A 16,901-nucleotide genomic window follows, 5' to 3' on the forward strand; every position below is an offset into this window, starting at 1 on the left:
GGAATACACATGATATTTTTAGCTCAACTTAATGAAAACAACGTCTGTATAGCGGTCATACAAACATCGGGAATGATAAGTGGTGGTCGTCATGTTGAAATAGATACGCTTGATTTTGATTATTATAATTTACGCAAATATGAAGACGGACAATGGTCGGAGAAAAAGTACGTTCCTGATTATGCACAAATTGAATTATCTAGAATGGAACAGTTAGAAATGTCACAAGTGAGTCAAGATGAAGTTATTATGCAACTTATGCTAGGAGGTATGTAATCATGGGTGCTGTCTACGAACTGTTTTTACGCAATTGGGTTAATAGTCGGGCAAGTGTTGCACAAATAGAATTAGCAGTAACAAGGGGGTTTATAACCTTGGAAGAATCCCAAACGATTATGGGGACAGAACCTAACCCACAGTAAGACAAACGGACGATTATACGCAATATCAACAGCACCCATTGAGGTGTTTTTATTTTGCCCTCGGAGCCGATCTGAGGGTTATTTTCATTGAATAGGAGGGGATTAAATGGCTACCGAGACCCAGGAACAAATTACAGCAAGCATTGTGGCACAGGCAGCGGAGGCTACTGCAAAGGCCGTGGCACAAGCGGCTCAAGCTGCAGCGACGGTGATCGCTAAAGAAAACAGTACGGCGCTTACCGCGATCGCTATTTTACAGACAGAAATGACGATGCTTAAAAATCAACAAACTAGCTTTGAAACTGAAATGAACCGCAAAATGGACAACCTCAGCCCTAAGTTCGATAAGATTTTTGGGAAACTTGAAGAGATAAACGAAGGTCGTCCAACGTGGGCTGTGGCGTTAGTCATCGGAGCTTTGTTTAGTTTATCCGTGGGGTTGATCGTGTTTACTGTTACGCACATTTAAAAATTGGGAGGTTTAATATATGGAATGGTCAGCAATATTAGAATTTATCAGCGCTGAATTAATGGTTGTGGTTATTGCTTGTTGGGTCATTGGTTACATTTTAAAACAAACACCAAAGGTACTTGATTGGACTATAGTTTATATCGTTACCGTGTTTGCCGTTGTGTTTGCTGTATTTTTACTAGGCTTTACAGTACAAGCCATCTTGCAAGGTATTATGTGTGGAGCCGTGGCGGTATACGGTAATCAGTTAGTTAAACAGGTGAAAAAGAGTGGTGCGGATGAGTAAGTTAGTGTACTACAGTCAAGAAGATGCTAAATGGAAAAACGTTTTGTACTCCATTCGAAATGACAAGTCCCAAACCATTGGAACATCTGCTTGCGGTCCAACAAGTGCGGCAATGGCCATTAGTTCACTAACTGGTAAAGCTGTATTGCCTACAGTGGCGGCGGCTTACGCTATTAAAAACGGGTTTCGTACGCAAAATGAAGGTACGTCTTGGGGTTACTTTGCAAGCATCGCAAAACAATACGGGCTGATTTGTAAGCAAACGGGCAGCCTTGACGACGTTAAGAAAGCTCTTATTACTGGCAAATTAGTTGTTGCATCTATGGGCAAAGGTCATTTCACGGGTGGAGGTCATTATGTCCTTTTAGTCAGGATTAATACCGCAAAGGGAATGATTGATGTATACGATCCAAACCATGACAATACCAAGTACGGATCGGATGGGTTAATTGATCAAGGCATACGTAACGATGGGAAAGTAACAGCTAGAGAATCAGTTTTCAAAGGTGAAGCTAAACAATATTGGATTTTCGAAAAGGAAAAGGAGGAACTTGAAATGAAACCAGTTGATGCAAACGGAGTTATTGCCTATTTAAAACTAGCTCATGCAGTTGCTAAGACTCCAGCGGAAAGAATGGAAATAGGAAGATTGGCAGATTTATTGCGAGTAGCTTCAGGTCAAGCAAAAAAAAACGGATAATTCAAAGCCCACTAACCTTTATTGGTTGGTGGGCTTTTTTTTTATTGGCCAATCCATTTTCTAGCGTTAGCATAAGCCTCATCCAATCCCTCAATTTTACCACCTTCCCAAGCATGTTTAAAAGTTGATCTAATCCATTTTAGTGTTGGCTCAGTTATCACTATTTTGTCAGGATGTGCTTCAGCGATCTCCTTCAGGTGGCATAAAGCCAAAGTGGTTTTTGTTTAATCAATCCGAAGTTTTCATTTTATATCCAACTGCCGAATCGAGAGAAGCTTTACTGTTACCCAATGGTTTATGCGGAGTTGATGGCACGCGTGACGAGAGTTCCCTTAACATCGCGTTGTTGGATTGTAAATATTCTAGCATCGATGCAAAGGCTAAGAATAATATCCCTGAGATAGCGCCGCTGATCCACCATGTTAAAGCGACCACAAAACGGAAACTCTCGTCAACTTTGAACACTATAGCCGCAGGACTATCTTTCGCACCATACACAATCCCTAAGATGATACCACCAACAATTGATATGATACCAAGCACCTTTAATATTTGAGACAAACTAATCCCCTCCAATATTCGAATTCAGGACTAGTCTACCAGATTTAGGTAAAAGTTTCCATGATAAAACAACATTTACAAATCCCAAAATTGATCAGCCTTGACGGAAGGGTCAACTTCTCGAAGGGCTTTTATTATTTTCTGCATCGTATTACCGCTCGGGATATATCCGCCATCATTACAAACTGAGGATATAGTCTGTTTATTGACCTCACTTGTCTTTATTAACCAATCTTGTTTAATACCTCTTCGATCCAACCACTTCCCTAATTTCGAACGCGGTTTATTCAATCCCAATGACATACTTAACGCCCCCCCCTTATAGTTCCAAGTGTGGACAAAGGGTGAAAAATATATACCTTTAAGTCAAGAAATGTTGTCATTATGACCAAGCCGTACCCCATAGATATAGAACTAGGAACATAACTAATAGCTTTAAAACAGATTGGTTAGGCAACTGGTTATACAACTAGGAGGGATCACATGATAGTGGCGATTGATGCGGGTAACTTTGAAACTAAGTTTTATGACGGTAACACGTTCCATAAATTCTCATCAGCAATAGGCGAATACAGGGATCGCAATTTAAAAAGTGATGGTGGCATTGAATTTGAGTACAACGGTCAAAAGGGCTTTGCCGGAACTCTTGCGCTCATGGAGAGTGAATTTAGCGAAAGTCAGAAAGGAGAAACAAAGGCACATCCGGACGCACGATTGCGGGTTCTGCTTGCATTGCATCAGTTCGCGGAAGGGGCGGAGCACAGTATCGTTGTAGGCCAGCCAATCAGCATGCATACCGAACCCGAAAAGATGGCCATTAAAGAAATGTTATTAGGTCGCCATGAAATGACGGTAAATGGAAAGAAAAAGACGATCGTGATTAAACGGTGTGAGGTAGCTGCAGAAGGAGTTAGTGTTGGTTTATTGGTGCCAGGTGGCGGGGTTGTTCGGGTAATCGATATCGGCAGCGGTACAATTAATTTCGGAACAGTAATAGATCGTAAGTTCAGTGATAAACACAGCTTCACATTGGGAACCGGTATGGAAACAGTCAGATCAACACAACCTGCAGCATTCGCTCGACAAATCGCAATCAGAGCATTGGCCAATGGATGGAAGGCGGGGGATGTAGTTTATCTTTGTGGTGGTGGAGCTGAGGTTCTTTTATCACACGTTAAACAATTCTTTACTGGTGCTATGTTGATTGATGGTCCACCAGAATTTGCGAATGTTCGGGTATTTTATATGATCGTGAGGAAGTTATATGGCTAAAGAGATCAAGATCGTTCAGGTTGCTTTTAACATCTTGGACCCTGATCAGCGAGCATTTTATGAGTACGTACAGCTTAGACCTAATCAGTCGGGTTTTATCAAGCGACTAATTCAAAGGGATATTGATCAGTTACGCGAAGGAACTCCTTTAATCCAGGAGCCAGTGAAGAATATAAGTGTTGATTTCGACTTATTAGGATTTGTATAAGGGGGATGATCGTATGTGTAAATGTGAAGGGTGCGAAAAAAATATTGATTCGGATCGTGAGTTAACAGTTATTGGTGAGCACGGTTATCGTTTATGTGGACCCTGTGAAGAGTTTTTGAAGGAGGATAAATGAAATGTTGGTATTGAGCTGGACCCCATTTATTGGTTTGGCAGCTGTAGGCGTTGCGTCTCATATGATCGAAAGGCGTATGGAGTATGCAGGACATGGGGGTTATGTGCTGGGATTAAGGATCCTAACCCACGTAGTTTGTGCTGGGATATGTTTGTCCGCTTGGCGTGATTTGTTTAGGTATGCAGGGATGATACTACATGTAAATGGCACTTGGTAACATATGCACTTACTTATGCAACTAAATTCCAATTACTTATGTAGAAATCAATTAATTACATGGATAAATACTCATTTATCAATACCTATGTAATACAAGCAAAAGGGTTTGATATGACAATGTTTTAAAGAAATGTTAGAGCGGAGCGGAGCGGAGCGGAGGAACGAAGTGAGGGAGGGAAGTGAATGATCACAAGTTCAACAACGCTGCTTGCTGGTGCTGTGGGTAGTGCGACATCTGCATATATGGTATATCGTGGTTTGCCTGAAAATGTGATGAGGAGGAAGTTAGAGGGATTATTTAAAACAGGTGAAGTTTTCTTAAAGATCGTGGGATATAAAAAGAAGGAGCTCCGAAGTTATCCGAAGATTAAAAGAGTTAAGATGTATTTTGATCGGAATGAGGCTGTGTTTACTTTACCTATCGGAATCGATCCTTCTGTTGTAACTGAAAAGGAATGGTTGTTTAAACAAGTGTTTGGGGAGTTTTCGGAGCTGCACATGAATGACGATTCTAGGACGTTCGTATTGAAAGCTTACGGCGAATCTGTTGAACAGTACAGTTATGACATAGAAGCTGTTAAAACACATGTTCAGGGGGTTGAGTTGCCTATATATGCTGGTAAGGATCGAAATGGGTATGTTGTGTACGATATGGTTCCTAATCCTAATTTGCTCATTGCAGGGGAACCGGGCAGTGGCAAATCTGCATGCATCCGTTCCGTTTTAACTACCTTGATAAAAACCGTTGATGGACTTGAACTATATTGTGCGGATCTGAAAAGGTCTGAATTTCATCTTTTCAAGGGCATAGCCATAGATGTAGCGACAACACCGCCTGAAATATTACGAGTTGTAATGAAGTTACAAAGAGAGCTGGAAAAGCGCGGAAGGCTATTAGAATTGCACGAAATGGAACACGTTAACCAACTCCCAAAAGAAATCAGACCGCCATACATTGTTTTTGCAATTGATGAAGTGGCTTTGCTTAAAAAAGACCGCGACATCATGGACGGAATCGAATGGATTAGTACGATAGGCAGAGCTTTAGGGGTGTATCTTATTTTATCCATGCAACGCCCTGACGCTAATGTGCTTGATGGAAAGTTAAAAAATAATCTAACGGTGCGGTTTGGCTTTAGGCATTCGGACGAAATCAACAGTCGTATAACTATTAGTAGTGGCGAGTCTGCCCATATTAAAAACAGCGAAAAAGGCAAGATGTACATGAAGTTTGACGGAATCAGCGCTGTCCAAGGGTCTTATCTTGGTGTGCCAGAGGCTAGGGCTTTACTAGCGCCTTTCAAGTGGTCTAAGGGCGGGGTTGACAAGGGTGATCGCATTGACATCACAGAGGAATCACAGGAGGTTGAAGGAGATAATGAAGAGGATGAAATTGAAATGGGTATGTTAGGATGAATGCACGAGATAAGGTTATCCTGAACGACCTAGAACGCTTCAGGTGCTTAACTCGTGACGATGTCGCTGAATTGCACTTCTCTCATACGAAACAGCCTATAACACAGGCGAATATTGTTCTTAAGCGAATGCGGAGGGATGGACTCATTAAATGTTCTACGGAACGTAGGAAATACATCTACTTTCCATATGCTTTAAAAATGAAAAAGGACTCACAAAAAATAAATCACTTCCTATTAATAGCTCAGTTTTATAAAGACGTTCGCAGGAGTGTCACACCTAAAGAATTTATCGTTGAACCAAAATACGGAACTGGATACATGGAGCCTGACATCTTTATGATTTGGAAGGGAACACCTTTTTTCGTGGAGGTCCAGCGCACAACATACACGGATAAGGTTATGAAAGCTAAGATTGACCGTTATGAACTTTACTACAATAGTGGCGAATGGCAAAAGGAGTCGTGGCAGCCTAAAGATAAGAAAGTGTTTCCCTATGTTTGGATCATCGGTGTAGGTAAATATTCCACAGGTATTCGACCGTTTAGGGTGATTCAGAATAGTGCGGAAGAGATGTTGAAACAAGTGAAATGAAAACAAGAGTAGGAAGTGTCTCAAATCGACTCCATCCCACACCCATCCCACAGGAGCGACATTAAGTTATGGGAAACGCGAATAAACAAACTGTTTGTCCCGGACAAGAATACACCACGAACCCTTGAAATATAAAGGTTCGTGGTGTATTTGATCATTTCGCGGGAAACGACATATTAATGTACATGGAATGGGCGGCATGATGTAATAAGGGTCACAAACCCTTATGCATCAAGGGTTTCCTTGATAGGAAACCCTGAAAGACCACATTTTGACCACAATTGTATAATTTAGAGGCCTCTCAGGATTATCTGAGAGGCCTTTTCGACTATGACATATACGTTAATTTTTTTCATTTTTCTATTGACTATTCCAATAAATTAAGATTACGTTCAATTTATAATACATAATGGGGAGAGATAAAATTATGACTATTGTAAGAATTCCACTGCTGAACCGCCAAGTACACCCTGAATGTAGATGGGAATATAGACGGAGGAAGTAACAAAAGCTGTTCCCGCAGTGACAGCGATAGCATTGCTTGTTGAATACAGACGGCTTGAGAACATTTGCAATGAGATGATAGGTTCGGCAGCACGAGTCTCCGCTACGAAGAATAGAATAACCAGCACCACGAAAGCAGAGAATAAACCAATGATTGGGAGTGAGTCCCAAGGAAACAGTTTACCCCCGAGCTTGAGCACGATCATGAGACTGACGACAGCACTGACAAGCGTAAATGCCCCCCCCAATACGGGTCCGAAAATACTTGCAAGGCCGAATACAGCGCCAAAAATGCCACCAAGCTTTCCCCTTTGTTCTACAGGCATGAGATCATACATGAGGGTGAAGGCGATCGGAATCAATGCGCACATCCAATCCCTTGGATGGCTCGATACAAAATAAGTAAAATGACATCTCTGCCATTTCTGAAATCTGTATACCGATGAGACTCATACGAACTTATCCAAGCCGCCTAGTTCGCCGACAATCGTACCCATAGCTGTCGTGACAATTGGCTAACTATGGATGCCATCAAAATCCCCAGCATCAGTCCAGCTAAAATAAATCTCATATGGTGTTTGCTTATAGTCATTTGTTCCATCCCCGGTTAACATGTTTTATGATACATACGGCCATCCACAAACAGCCTGCAGTAATCAATAAACCATGAGCTACACGTAGCGGTTGCGTAGCGGCATACTGGGGCAAATACATCAAAAAACCTACTGCAAGTGGAACTCCAACCCACTTGGGAAATAAACGCGACTTCCATAACGCGGAGGCCATCATGACCAATCCGAGGCCGAGCAGCATAAGTCCGACGATAATGATGAAGAATCCAGGACCAGTCCGAATCTGATTTGCCAATTTTAGCAACTCCACAGTCTGCAGCTTCACCGCTTCTTGTCCGATGACCTGGAGCCCGAACACCTCTGCCCCGTAAAATGGCAACGTCAAGGCGGTTCCCAGCCAGCTCAGGATAAGTCCGCGAAATGCTATTCGCTCGACGTTTGTTTCCTGAAGAACTACATACACGCCGTAAAGACCAAAGGTCAGAAGAATAAAGGCAAGCATCGCAATGAGATGAGAGACGAGCCATTCGACGGAAGCAAATGCAGTTGCGCCCTGCAGAGATACTTCATCAGAGAAAGGACGAAGGAAGGGGTAAATGGCGAACAGTAAACCTGCTACTGCTAGAAGTATTGCAGCGAATCGAACTCGGAACAGGGAAGTTCTTAGAGGCAAACTACCTTTCTGTATGTAATTCATGTTAGGCATGGATTTGGTATTCATGGTTATGCAAACACCCTTTCTATTTAATAACTAAGAATAACATGAAACTAATCTGATTAGTTTATCAAGTTAATAAACTGCCTCCTCGTCGCAGCAGAAGCCGGCAGAAGATTATTGAGTCATTTCTTTTAAGGGGAAATCATGTATTTGTCGACGGAACGGTAGAGAACGATGTAGCACTAGAACGAGCCTTCGAGCTTGGCATAGATGTCGTAGTTAACCTGGCTGCTCAGACTCACGTAGACCGGAGTCTGGAAACGCCGGGTACACTTATTGGCGCTAATATTATTGGAGCGCAGAAGGTGCTCGACATGTGTCGCAAGCACAGTGTTAAGCGCGTCGTTCAAATCTCCTTTGTAGAGGTGTATGGACCTATTCCCAAGGGAAGTAACATAAACGAATCTGCTGGCTTCGCACCTGTAAGCCCATATGCGGCCAGCAAGGCAGCATGCGATCTACTCACTCAGTCCTACCACCCAAACCTTCGGCACGGATACTATCATCACACGCTGTGCAAACAATTACGAGCCATTCTAGACAGCGGATAAGCTGGTACCACTGGTCATTACGAACGCTCTTCTAGGGAAGCCGCCGAAACTCCTACTAAATACAATAGATTATTATTCCATATATTACAATATTAAAATAAAAAAAGTAACAAAAAGTAAATATGGTAAAAGTTAATTGTAACAAAATCTCTTCAATGCTCTGCTTGCAGATAATCCAATTGATTTAGCCGATGGAGCAGGAAAACGCTCCATGCGGTAATCAGGCTGAGAAGTCTTTAGCATCAAGTGTTTCCTTGAGAGAAAACTCCGTTTGACCACATCGTGCAAAAATGAGAGACCTTTCAAGAGTTCATTGAACTTTTGGGAGGTCTCTCATTTTTTTTAATCATGCACAGGTGGATATGCTTCAATCTAATTCTTGATCTAAAACAGGTATAACTAAACGACGTACTTCATCTGTTGACGTGGTATCCATTAATTGGTTTCTTAGTTCGCCTGCGCCTCTAAATCCACGAACATAGATTTTGAAAAAGCGAAGAAGTGGTTTAAATAAACGTGGGGTTTCTTTTGAATATTTATCGTGAAGATCCAACTGTAAAAGAAGTAAATTGAGAAAATCCTTCGCACTATGTTCTTTATGTTCTTTTTCAAAAGCAAATGGATTGGTGAAAATGCCGCGGCCAATCATGACTCCATCAACGCCGTATTGTTCTACTAATTTTAATCCTGTTGCGCGGTCAGGAATATCTCCATTAATGGTTAACAACGTATTTGGAGCAATTTCATCGCGTAATTTTATTATTTCAGGGATTAGTTCCCAGTGTGCATCTACTTTACTCATCTCTTTTTTTGTACGAAGGTGAATGGAAAGATTCGCAATATCTTGTTTCAATATATGTTCTAACCAATCGCGCCACTCGTCGATATTAGAGTAACCTAATCTTGTTTTAACACTAACCGGCAATCCACCAGCTTTTGCTGCTTGAATAATTTCTGCTGCAACTTCAGGATGATGTATTAATCCAGCCCCTTTTCCATTGGATGCGACGTTTTGTACTGGGCATCCCATGTTTAAATCGATACCACGAAAACCAAGTTTTTTCATATCAATACTCATCTGTTCAAAAAGTGCAGGTTTATTGCCCCAAATATGAGCGACGATCGGTTGTTCATCTTCTGTGAACGTTAATCGACCACGTGTGCTGTCTTTTCCTAAAGGGTGACAATAACTTTCTGTATTAGTGAATTCCGTGAAAAATACGTCGGGTTTTGCAGCTGTACTAATGACGTGACGAAATACAACATCTGTAACATCTTCCATGGGTGCTAATATAAAAAACGGCTTTGGTAAATCAAGCCAAAAATTTTGTTCGTTACTCATATGATCTCCTCCTTAAACTTTTCAGTTGTACATCTTGACTATGCATCCCGCAACTGAAAAGTCGCATCGGAAGCATGGGCTTAATATATAAAATCGATTTTAGCTATTGCAAAGTCCTTTATCCATCATACATAGTATCATTTCTTTTCGTTTGATGCACATGTTCCCGCATACAACACATGTGTTGTAATGGACGATTCAAATGCTTGACCACCAGTTGGCCACGAACCTCAAGGGTTTCCTGGACGGGAAACTTCAAAATGTTAATAAAAGAAGTTGGATGTGTGTGTGAGTATGTCTAAGTGAATGTGGTGTTAGGTTTGTTAATTGTATTCTCATCAAAGTCTAATCCAAGTGATTCGAATCATTGAAGCGGCGATGGAGAGCAGCAGAATCAAAGTTTCCATCATGGTATAAAGTAAGATTAACAAAGCGATACTGCTGAGGAATTTTACACAAGACAATGAGACGAATTTAGTGCGTAGCCGAAATGAGGCGCGCGCTGTTTACAGTTCACTATACATGTAGATATAATGAATGATGTAAGCGCTATATTAGATAAGCTATGATCTGGACATTTAAGGAGGTAATCATGAGTAAACAACGGGTAATCGTCACCGGAGGTAGTGGGTTGGCAGGGAAATGGATATTAAAGCATTTTGTAGAACACAATTATGAAGTCATCAATCTAGATGTAAAGGTTCCAGATGAGCCTATTTGTCGGACGATCATTACGGATCTAACTGATCTGGGACAGGTTCATAATGTTCTTTCTCAGTATGCGGGAGGACACCGACAAGAGGTAGCAGGGATTATACATTTTGCAGCCATCCCGCAAGCCTATACGCACCCTAATGAAGTATGCTATCGAAATAATGTGATGAGTACATATAACATATTGGAAGCAGCAGCGAATTATAATATTGGTAAAGTAGTCATTGCATCGAGCGAATCTTCCTACGGAATTTGCTTTGCGAGTGAGTTCTTTGAACCGAAGTATTTGCCGATGGATGAACAGCATCCTCAGCTACCTGAGGATAGTTACGGATTATCGAAGATCGTGAATGAGCTGACGGCAGAAACGTTCAACCGCCGTACAGGAATGCAAGTCGTAAGCTTCCGATTGGGCAACATTCTAGTGCCTGAGCGTTATGCTGAAGTGAAGGCACGCTTTGATCATCCAGAAGACCGACTGCGTATTCTATGGAGTTACATCGATGCGAGAGATGTAGCAACCGCTTGTCGTCTGGCCATTGAGATAGATGGACTCGGAGCGGTAGTCTTAAACCTTGCTGCGGATGATATATCATCTGATCAACCTACACAGCAATTAGTGAACCGTTACTTACCTGGAGTAACCGACATTCGTGCGTCACTTGAGGGTAGAGCGACACTCTTATCTAGCAAAAAGGCGAAACAATTATTAGGATGGCAGGCACAATATTATATTTTGGAGCAATAGTTGGTAATAGGGTAGAGTGACGGATGGGTAAAATAAGTTTGTATATTATAAGCCTCTCGTGAGTTCTACGAACTTTTGGGAGGCTTCTTTTTTACGTTTCATTACGTGAAGATAAACATGTTTGGTGATATAGCATTCTAACCTTATATTGTGCGGTTCTATGCTCTGTTAGTGCTTCCAGCACAATCGAACCTACATCATTTCTACTTGGTGATTTATCTTTGAATATATTTCTTATATTTGTTGTATCTAAAATAAATTACGCAATATGATAACCCAAATCAACATATTTTCGACATTCAGGATATTTATTGATGTCATAGTTTGGAATTGGGAATATTTCACCCCAATTAACACCTAAAGTCTCAGGAGCTTTTACAAAAGCATTTTGGTGAGCGTTATCTCGAAAAATCAAAAACTCTAAAGTTTCTCTAAAGGCTTTATTGGAACTCATCTCGTAAATCCTAGAGCTTTGTAATACACCAGTCGATTCAAGAACCACGTTGTTTAACATGTCTGCTACTAAATTTCCATGACTATACACCCATGATACATTCCCTCCTGCATCAACAGAAAGTAAACTTTGAGCGCCCATGATGAAATGATGCGGGTTTGCATGTTTAACAGCTTCGTTAAGAGGAGCACCGCCAATTCCTACATTCCCAACTTCATTGTCCCCTGCACCAATTAATAATTGATTAATAGTACTTTGAGCGATCTCTACCATTTGTAAACCTATTTCTTTTTCAGCTCTCTTTCGATCTCCATGTACTTTTACGAGTATACCACTTCGAAGGGACTCTCATTTTACAAGTCTAAAGGAGAAGCGAGGGTCAGAATTCACCCTAAATCCATTGCAAAGATGAAAGCGAAAGTAAAAGAACATACAGCAAGAAGCAAAGGAATAGGAAATGAAGACCGAGCAAGGGAGTTTAGACGCTATATCATGGGATGGGTAAACTATTCAAAATAGCGGATATGAAGAAGCTGCTCCAAGTGACGGATGAATGGATGAGAAGATGCATCCGAATGATTTACTGGAAACAATGGAAACGAGTGAGGACAAAGTTTGTAAGGTTACAGACACTCGGAATTCCTAAACAGAAGGATGGGAATACGCCTATACAAGAAAGAGCTACTGGAGAATCTCCAATAGCCCCATCCTCAGTAAATCCCTCGGAAACAACACGATTAAAGGACTCGGATTCCTATTCTTTTCAGATTACTATCGACAAGTCACTACGTGAACTAAGGAACCGCCGTATACCGAACGGTACGTACGGTGGTGTGGGAGGTCGGCTATTCAACTAATGAGTAGCCTCCTACCCGATTGTTATTAAAGGTTGTTATTAAAGGTTGTTATTAAGGATTTTAAGCACTTTTTTCTTGATCTTTTTCAGCTGCTTTAGCAGTCCCTTTAGCGAAGGTTAAGAACATTCCTAGAACTGCAATGGCTACTAAAATCGGTGTACTATTATTCCATACACTTCCTTCAAAGAATAGAATGTCTTTTATTCCATCAAACATAAATCGCATGGGTAACCATGGATATACCCAATCTGCATAGAAAGATGGCATCATTTCAGGCGCTAACTGTAGCAATGGTGCTCCGAAGAACATGAGTAAGATTAAGATGGGTAATGCTCCAAATCCAATCCAAGAAGCTAAGCCGAGAATTAATAATCCAAAGCTGACACTTGAAATCGTTAAGAATAAGGCAACGGTCATAAAGCTATCAAATTCATAGCCTAGCATCCAAGAGGATAATGCAGTCAGTGTGAAACCCGTAAATATACCTAATGCAATGGAGATAAGTACTTGATAACCTCTGAACTTCAACTGATCGACAACTGTTGAGAATATACGCTTTTTGCCAAGCATCCAAATTAATATAGCACTATACGTAGCGAGCCAGATGGGTTGGAAAAAAGAAAGAGGTGCATTACTTAATTCTCCCGTTTCAAACAAGGTGGTTGTACTCGCAACTATGGGTGTACTAAATATACGAGCTTGTTCCACAGTAAGTGGTAGATTTTGTTGTTCAAATGCTGTGAATAGTTGTTGACTCATTACTTTATTTACTTGTGTAGCAAGCGTATTTAAAGTTTGACTAACGACGCTAGCAACGGCAGTATTCTTACCTTGGTTTACATATAGCAGCATTTCTGCAGAAATAGGTGTTGCTGTTTGCAACGTAGCATATTGTTCTGAGAAGTTAGCTGGAATAACGATAGCGCCGTAAAGTTCTTTATCTGCCATTTGCGTGTTCATTTCTTGCTCGCTCTCGATCGGTACCCATTTGATCATCGGCTCACGACCGGTGTGATCAGTTGTTGATTTCTCCATGATTGTATCTACTAATGTTTGACCAAGAGCACCTTGATCTGCTACTACAATCCCAATCGGTAAATTTTCTGGTGATGAATATACCCCCGGAATTTGTGTGGACAAAAATACGAGTTGTATAGCTAATACAAGAATAAATGCGATACCGATATAACGATTCCCTTTCATCCTGACCCCATCCTTTCATGATAATCTACACAGCGTTGCTTATCGTGCATTTTGATTATATGATGGAGCCAAGAGATAAGCGATCAGCAATTTACATGAAAGTGTCGATTAAGAAACACTTCTACACTAATTGTCTCTTATATACCATTGGAGGTGATGACTTGGATAAGCAAGATAGACGGATAACGAAGACGCGATTGGACATTAAAGAAGCCTTCATTGCTTTGATGCAAGAGAAGAGCTTCAATGAACTCACAGTACTCGATATAACGGAGAGAGCTAACATTAATCGAACGACTTTTTATAAGCACTATTTAGATAAATTCGATCTATTGGACAAATATGAAGCAGAAATATTCAAGAAAATTGAGGAGGCGATGGATGAAGTCACGATGAACTCTTTAAAGGATACCCTTGAAAAGCAGATCTCTTTTCTATCCCTTATTAAGGTCTATGAATATTTTAACGTAGAAAGAGCGCTCATGAAGGTGCTTCTGGGTCCTAATAACGATATATCTTTTCAAGAAAAAACAAGTCAACTCCTAATTAAACGTATGCATGAGCGTATTTTGACACAGGTTCCGTTGGAACAATTAAACATTCCTTTAGATATTCTTATCATATACGTATCCTCGGCGCATATAGGCTTAATTCGATATTGGTTAGAGAATAATATTCAGCAAACTCCGAAAGAGATGGCCATGCTTTTATCTCAAATTATGATTGAAGGCCCCTTTAGAGCAAGTGGATTAGAATATTTTCTTGAATGATGTTACTTTTTTTCAACACTGGCTTTGTCTGGCTGTATCGATTCAGTGGATGCTTTTGAAATTTAGCCATATGTAGCTGTCGCTGAAAATACTAGTCCGATGGCTAATACGGTGAAAGTAACAGCTTTTCTTGAACTTTTCATTATTTGGCTTCTTCTAAAAAATTTTTTTTCATACAAGTTCTTCAAAAATTATATATTGCTAGAACTCTTCTCTTAGATTCCTTCTCCTTTTATATCGATTTAATAAAATATTATGACGTGTTCTCTTCTATAGATAATCCATATTTAACCAATTTTGTAATAATTGAATCTTTGAATGTGAATCCATATATACGATGCTTGATTTAGTTTCTAGTGTTACTGTGAAAAATGCTTGATTAGAAGATCCTGACAGCTAAGCGCGAGACCAATGAAAAACGTGTTCTTTACGAATCTGTGAAAATGTACCTTTATTTTATGTAATTCCTCACGCTTTTTACTTTAATAGCGTCAATGCTAAGGCATTTATAGGACTACACGATCTAAATCAACAGGTACTTTCATGGTTAGATACCATAGCGAACTGCCGTGTATATGAGACTACCCATGAGGTTCCTACTGGACGGCTTGCTAATGAGTAGTTGAAACCGCTCAAGACTAGAACTATTGAATCATCGAATACCTCGCTGTGTAGATTATAATAGTGTTACTAAATGTAGGTTGTGCTCTAAATATTGATCTGAGTCCACTCACAAAGTTTCACATACTTCATCTTCAAGACATAGTCTTAATAGATATGCTTATTGGGAAGGCAGTTGAATTTCACTGTATCTACAAAAATTGAAGAAGAAGGAGCAGTACGATGGATGATCTTACAATTGAAAGTTATGCAGAAATGAGGAGTACTCATTTCCATGATGGCTTTGAACTATATTATCTGCTAAGAGGTGAAAAACTTTTCTTTGTTAATGATACGATAATTCAATAAAGACACAAAGGCAGATGGTCAGTGGATCGGCTGCCTTTGTTCAGCTATACCAGCTAATAGCTTGTCAAGATTACCAGTAAAGTGAAGCTTATTCATATTGTATATTTAAAAACATGTAAGGCAAATAACCCTCCAATTTTATTTTATTTGGAAGGTTATACCACTGCTTTTATATTAAGCAGGCCGGAATCACCAGGCTCGGTCTCAAACCGTTCGGTAGTTGGAAAATTATTGTTGGCGAGGATGTTAAGTGAATAAAAATAATATGAAAGAGAATCAAAGAGGGCTGATACGTCGTATGGATGAATGTGATTGGTTTATGAGGATGGCGATAGTGAAAGGATAGAACGTTCAGAACTGTTTTCAAAAAAATGCAATTATGGGAGCATAGATCGAGTTTGCCTATGATCCTGAGAATGAGGGTCACCAGATCTTTTGATGCTATTGCAAGATTTGAATGTGTACTTCTCAATCAGAAATATCCAATCGCTTTGAAAAACGCGATTGGATATTTCTTAATAAAGAGATCCCTAGTCTTCACGGCTAACAAGCCTCATAGTTCTCAGCCAGTCTCCTCCAAAGCTGAAAGTTGAACATACCCTGATTTTCCAAGACTATAACTTGTAACTGGGACCCACGTGACTCCGTTCACAACGACAAAATTACGACCGCCTGATAAAACCGCACCAGGATATAAAGAAGCGACCCATGCTCCAGTTGGAGAGGCGGTTGCTCTCATATTGGTTGCAGTTTTGACTGTCCAGGTTACACTCAAAATAGAAACGTCACCTGCTCCTTCGGCGACTGTGATACTAGAATCTACAGCATTTTGGGTAACAGGTTCAACACTATCTGCAAACGCCCCAGATACCGGTAGTGCCATTGAAGCAACTAAAGAAACAGCAATCAATTTTTTTAACATGTTCGAGTCTCCTTTTGATGGTCTAAAATATGTTTTTTTACTATCCTACTTAAATATGTAAATAAGAGGATAAACATAATATAGCATATAGCACCATAAAATGGTAGTAATGATTTTGTGATGTACAATTTCTTGTCACACGTCAAGAAAAAAAGATAGTGATAGTATTATTCAACTCTATAAAGGTACTACTATTAAATATTCAATTTAAGAAGAGTGATTCTTGTTACTTTCAATAGCGCTTTGACAATAGCAATAAATCATATGCAAACCAAGAGTTATTCAATGAAAACTG

General features: G+C 40.3%; 21 protein-coding genes and 2 pseudogenes. 14 read left to right on the forward strand and 9 right to left on the reverse strand.

The features are described from left to right. The first annotated feature begins 9 nt into the window (after positions 1-9). From J2T13_RS04405 to J2T13_RS04425, 5 genes are all read left to right on the forward strand, one after another. On the forward strand, positions 10-276 hold the full coding sequence (locus J2T13_RS04405; RefSeq protein WP_429368704.1) for a hypothetical protein: 267 nt from the start codon (positions 10-12) through the stop codon (positions 274-276). A gap of 2 nt (positions 277-278) precedes the next feature. Continuing rightward, a complete protein-coding gene (locus tag J2T13_RS04410) occupies positions 279-422 on the forward strand; it encodes a hypothetical protein (RefSeq protein WP_429368706.1) in 144 nt (47 codons plus the stop codon). 106 nt (positions 423-528) lie between these two features. After that, on the forward strand, positions 529-891 hold the full coding sequence (locus tag J2T13_RS04415; protein WP_429368708.1) for a hypothetical protein: 363 nt from the start codon (positions 529-531) through the stop codon (positions 889-891). A 19-nt stretch (positions 892-910) separates the two neighbouring features. Further along, positions 911-1,180: a phage holin family protein gene (locus J2T13_RS04420; RefSeq protein WP_429368710.1), complete on the forward strand. Its 270-nt coding sequence runs from the start codon at positions 911-913 to the stop codon at positions 1,178-1,180. Continuing rightward, a complete protein-coding gene (locus tag J2T13_RS04425) occupies positions 1,173-1,880 on the forward strand; it encodes a C39 family peptidase (protein WP_429368927.1) in 708 nt (235 codons plus the stop codon). Before J2T13_RS04420 ends, J2T13_RS04425 begins: the two co-directional genes overlap by 8 nt. Positions 1,881-1,921: 41 nt before the next feature. Here J2T13_RS04425 and J2T13_RS04430 read toward each other — a convergent pair whose 3' ends face one another. The 3 genes from J2T13_RS04430 to J2T13_RS04440 all read right to left on the reverse strand — a co-directional run bounded on the left by J2T13_RS04430 (position 1,922) and on the right by J2T13_RS04440 (position 2,744). Then, positions 1,922-2,092, reverse strand: a complete 171-nt coding sequence (locus tag J2T13_RS04430; protein WP_429368712.1) for a hypothetical protein — start codon at positions 2,090-2,092, stop codon at positions 1,922-1,924. 16 nt (positions 2,093-2,108) lie between these two features. Then, positions 2,109-2,441 carry a hypothetical protein gene (locus J2T13_RS04435; RefSeq protein ID WP_429368714.1) on the reverse strand — a complete coding sequence of 111 codons (333 nt, stop codon included), beginning with the start codon at positions 2,439-2,441 and terminating at the stop codon, positions 2,109-2,111. 75 nt (positions 2,442-2,516) lie between these two features. Beyond that, positions 2,517-2,744: a transcriptional regulator gene (locus J2T13_RS04440; protein ID WP_429368716.1), complete on the reverse strand. Its 228-nt coding sequence runs from the start codon at positions 2,742-2,744 to the stop codon at positions 2,517-2,519. A 180-nt stretch (positions 2,745-2,924) separates the two neighbouring features. Between J2T13_RS04440 and J2T13_RS04445 the strand changes: the two genes are divergently transcribed. The 5 genes from J2T13_RS04445 to J2T13_RS04465 all read left to right on the forward strand — a co-directional run bounded on the left by J2T13_RS04445 (position 2,925) and on the right by J2T13_RS04465 (position 6,282). Next, positions 2,925-3,713: a ParM/StbA family protein gene (locus tag J2T13_RS04445; protein WP_429368718.1), complete on the forward strand. Its 789-nt coding sequence runs from the start codon at positions 2,925-2,927 to the stop codon at positions 3,711-3,713. Continuing rightward, entirely contained in the window at positions 3,706-3,921 is a 216-nt protein-coding gene (locus J2T13_RS04450; RefSeq protein ID WP_429368720.1) for a hypothetical protein, read from the forward strand. Before J2T13_RS04445 ends, J2T13_RS04450 begins: the two co-directional genes overlap by 8 nt. A 134-nt stretch (positions 3,922-4,055) precedes the next feature. Continuing rightward, positions 4,056-4,271 (forward strand): hypothetical protein, encoded by a 216-nt coding sequence (locus J2T13_RS04455; RefSeq protein WP_429368722.1) that lies wholly within the window; start codon positions 4,056-4,058, stop codon positions 4,269-4,271. A 185-nt stretch (positions 4,272-4,456) separates the two neighbouring features. Then, positions 4,457-5,689, forward strand: coding sequence for an FtsK/SpoIIIE domain-containing protein (locus tag J2T13_RS04460; RefSeq protein WP_429368724.1), 1,233 nt, complete (start codon positions 4,457-4,459; stop codon positions 5,687-5,689). After that, a complete protein-coding gene (locus J2T13_RS04465) occupies positions 5,686-6,282 on the forward strand; it encodes a replication-relaxation family protein (protein ID WP_429368726.1) in 597 nt (198 codons plus the stop codon). Before J2T13_RS04460 ends, J2T13_RS04465 begins: the two co-directional genes overlap by 4 nt. 431 nt (positions 6,283-6,713) lie before the next feature. Here J2T13_RS04465 and J2T13_RS04470 read toward each other — a convergent pair whose 3' ends face one another. Both J2T13_RS04470 and J2T13_RS04475 read right to left on the reverse strand, forming a co-directional pair. Beyond that, the gene (locus tag J2T13_RS04470; protein ID WP_429368728.1) at positions 6,714-7,148 is read right to left on the reverse strand and encodes an MFS transporter; all 435 of its coding nucleotides are present in this window, start codon (positions 7,146-7,148) and stop codon (positions 6,714-6,716) included. A 226-nt stretch (positions 7,149-7,374) separates the two neighbouring features. Then, complete coding sequence (locus tag J2T13_RS04475; RefSeq protein ID WP_429368730.1) at positions 7,375-8,079, reverse strand: hypothetical protein; 705 nt, start codon at positions 8,077-8,079, stop codon at positions 7,375-7,377. A gap of 113 nt (positions 8,080-8,192) precedes the next feature. Between J2T13_RS04475 and J2T13_RS04480 the strand changes: the two genes are divergently transcribed. Continuing rightward, positions 8,193-8,627 (forward strand): GDP-mannose 4,6-dehydratase, encoded by a 435-nt coding sequence (locus tag J2T13_RS04480; RefSeq protein ID WP_429368929.1) that lies wholly within the window; start codon positions 8,193-8,195, stop codon positions 8,625-8,627. Positions 8,628-8,994: 367 nt separating this feature from the next. Here J2T13_RS04480 and J2T13_RS04485 read toward each other — a convergent pair whose 3' ends face one another. Further along, positions 8,995-9,969, reverse strand: coding sequence for a tRNA dihydrouridine synthase (locus tag J2T13_RS04485; RefSeq protein ID WP_429368732.1), 975 nt, complete (start codon positions 9,967-9,969; stop codon positions 8,995-8,997). 592 nt (positions 9,970-10,561) lie between these two features. Between J2T13_RS04485 and J2T13_RS04490 the strand changes: the two genes are divergently transcribed. Further along, complete coding sequence (locus tag J2T13_RS04490; RefSeq protein WP_429368734.1) at positions 10,562-11,431, forward strand: NAD-dependent epimerase/dehydratase family protein; 870 nt, start codon at positions 10,562-10,564, stop codon at positions 11,429-11,431. Between the two features lie 199 nt (positions 11,432-11,630). On the opposite strand, the pseudogene J2T13_RS04495 reads toward J2T13_RS04490, so the two are convergent. Next, a pseudogene (locus J2T13_RS04495) lies at positions 11,631-12,155 on the reverse strand (manganese catalase family protein); the annotation flags it as partial. Positions 12,156-12,293: 138 nt separating this feature from the next. On the opposite strand from J2T13_RS04495, the pseudogene J2T13_RS04500 reads away from it, so the two are divergent. After that, positions 12,294-12,742, forward strand: a pseudogene (locus J2T13_RS04500) (group II intron maturase-specific domain-containing protein). A gap of 60 nt (positions 12,743-12,802) precedes the next feature. Here J2T13_RS04500 and J2T13_RS04505 read toward each other — a convergent pair. Further along, positions 12,803-13,945 (reverse strand): DUF3533 domain-containing protein, encoded by a 1,143-nt coding sequence (locus tag J2T13_RS04505; protein WP_429368736.1) that lies wholly within the window; start codon positions 13,943-13,945, stop codon positions 12,803-12,805. A 17-nt stretch (positions 13,946-13,962) separates the two neighbouring features. On the opposite strand from J2T13_RS04505, the gene J2T13_RS04510 reads away from it, so the two are divergent. Then, entirely contained in the window at positions 13,963-14,715 is a 753-nt protein-coding gene (locus tag J2T13_RS04510; protein WP_429368738.1) for a TetR/AcrR family transcriptional regulator, read from the forward strand. A 1,531-nt stretch (positions 14,716-16,246) separates the two neighbouring features. Here the strand turns inward: J2T13_RS04510 and J2T13_RS04515 are convergent. Further along, positions 16,247-16,606 carry a hypothetical protein gene (locus J2T13_RS04515; protein ID WP_429368740.1) on the reverse strand — a complete coding sequence of 120 codons (360 nt, stop codon included), beginning with the start codon at positions 16,604-16,606 and terminating at the stop codon, positions 16,247-16,249. Positions 16,607-16,901 lie beyond the last annotated feature (295 nt).

This window comes from Paenibacillus sp. DS2015 (genome assembly GCF_050433705.1).
In the GTDB taxonomy this organism is placed as follows: Bacteria; Bacillota; Bacilli; order Paenibacillales; family Paenibacillaceae; genus Paenibacillus_AQ.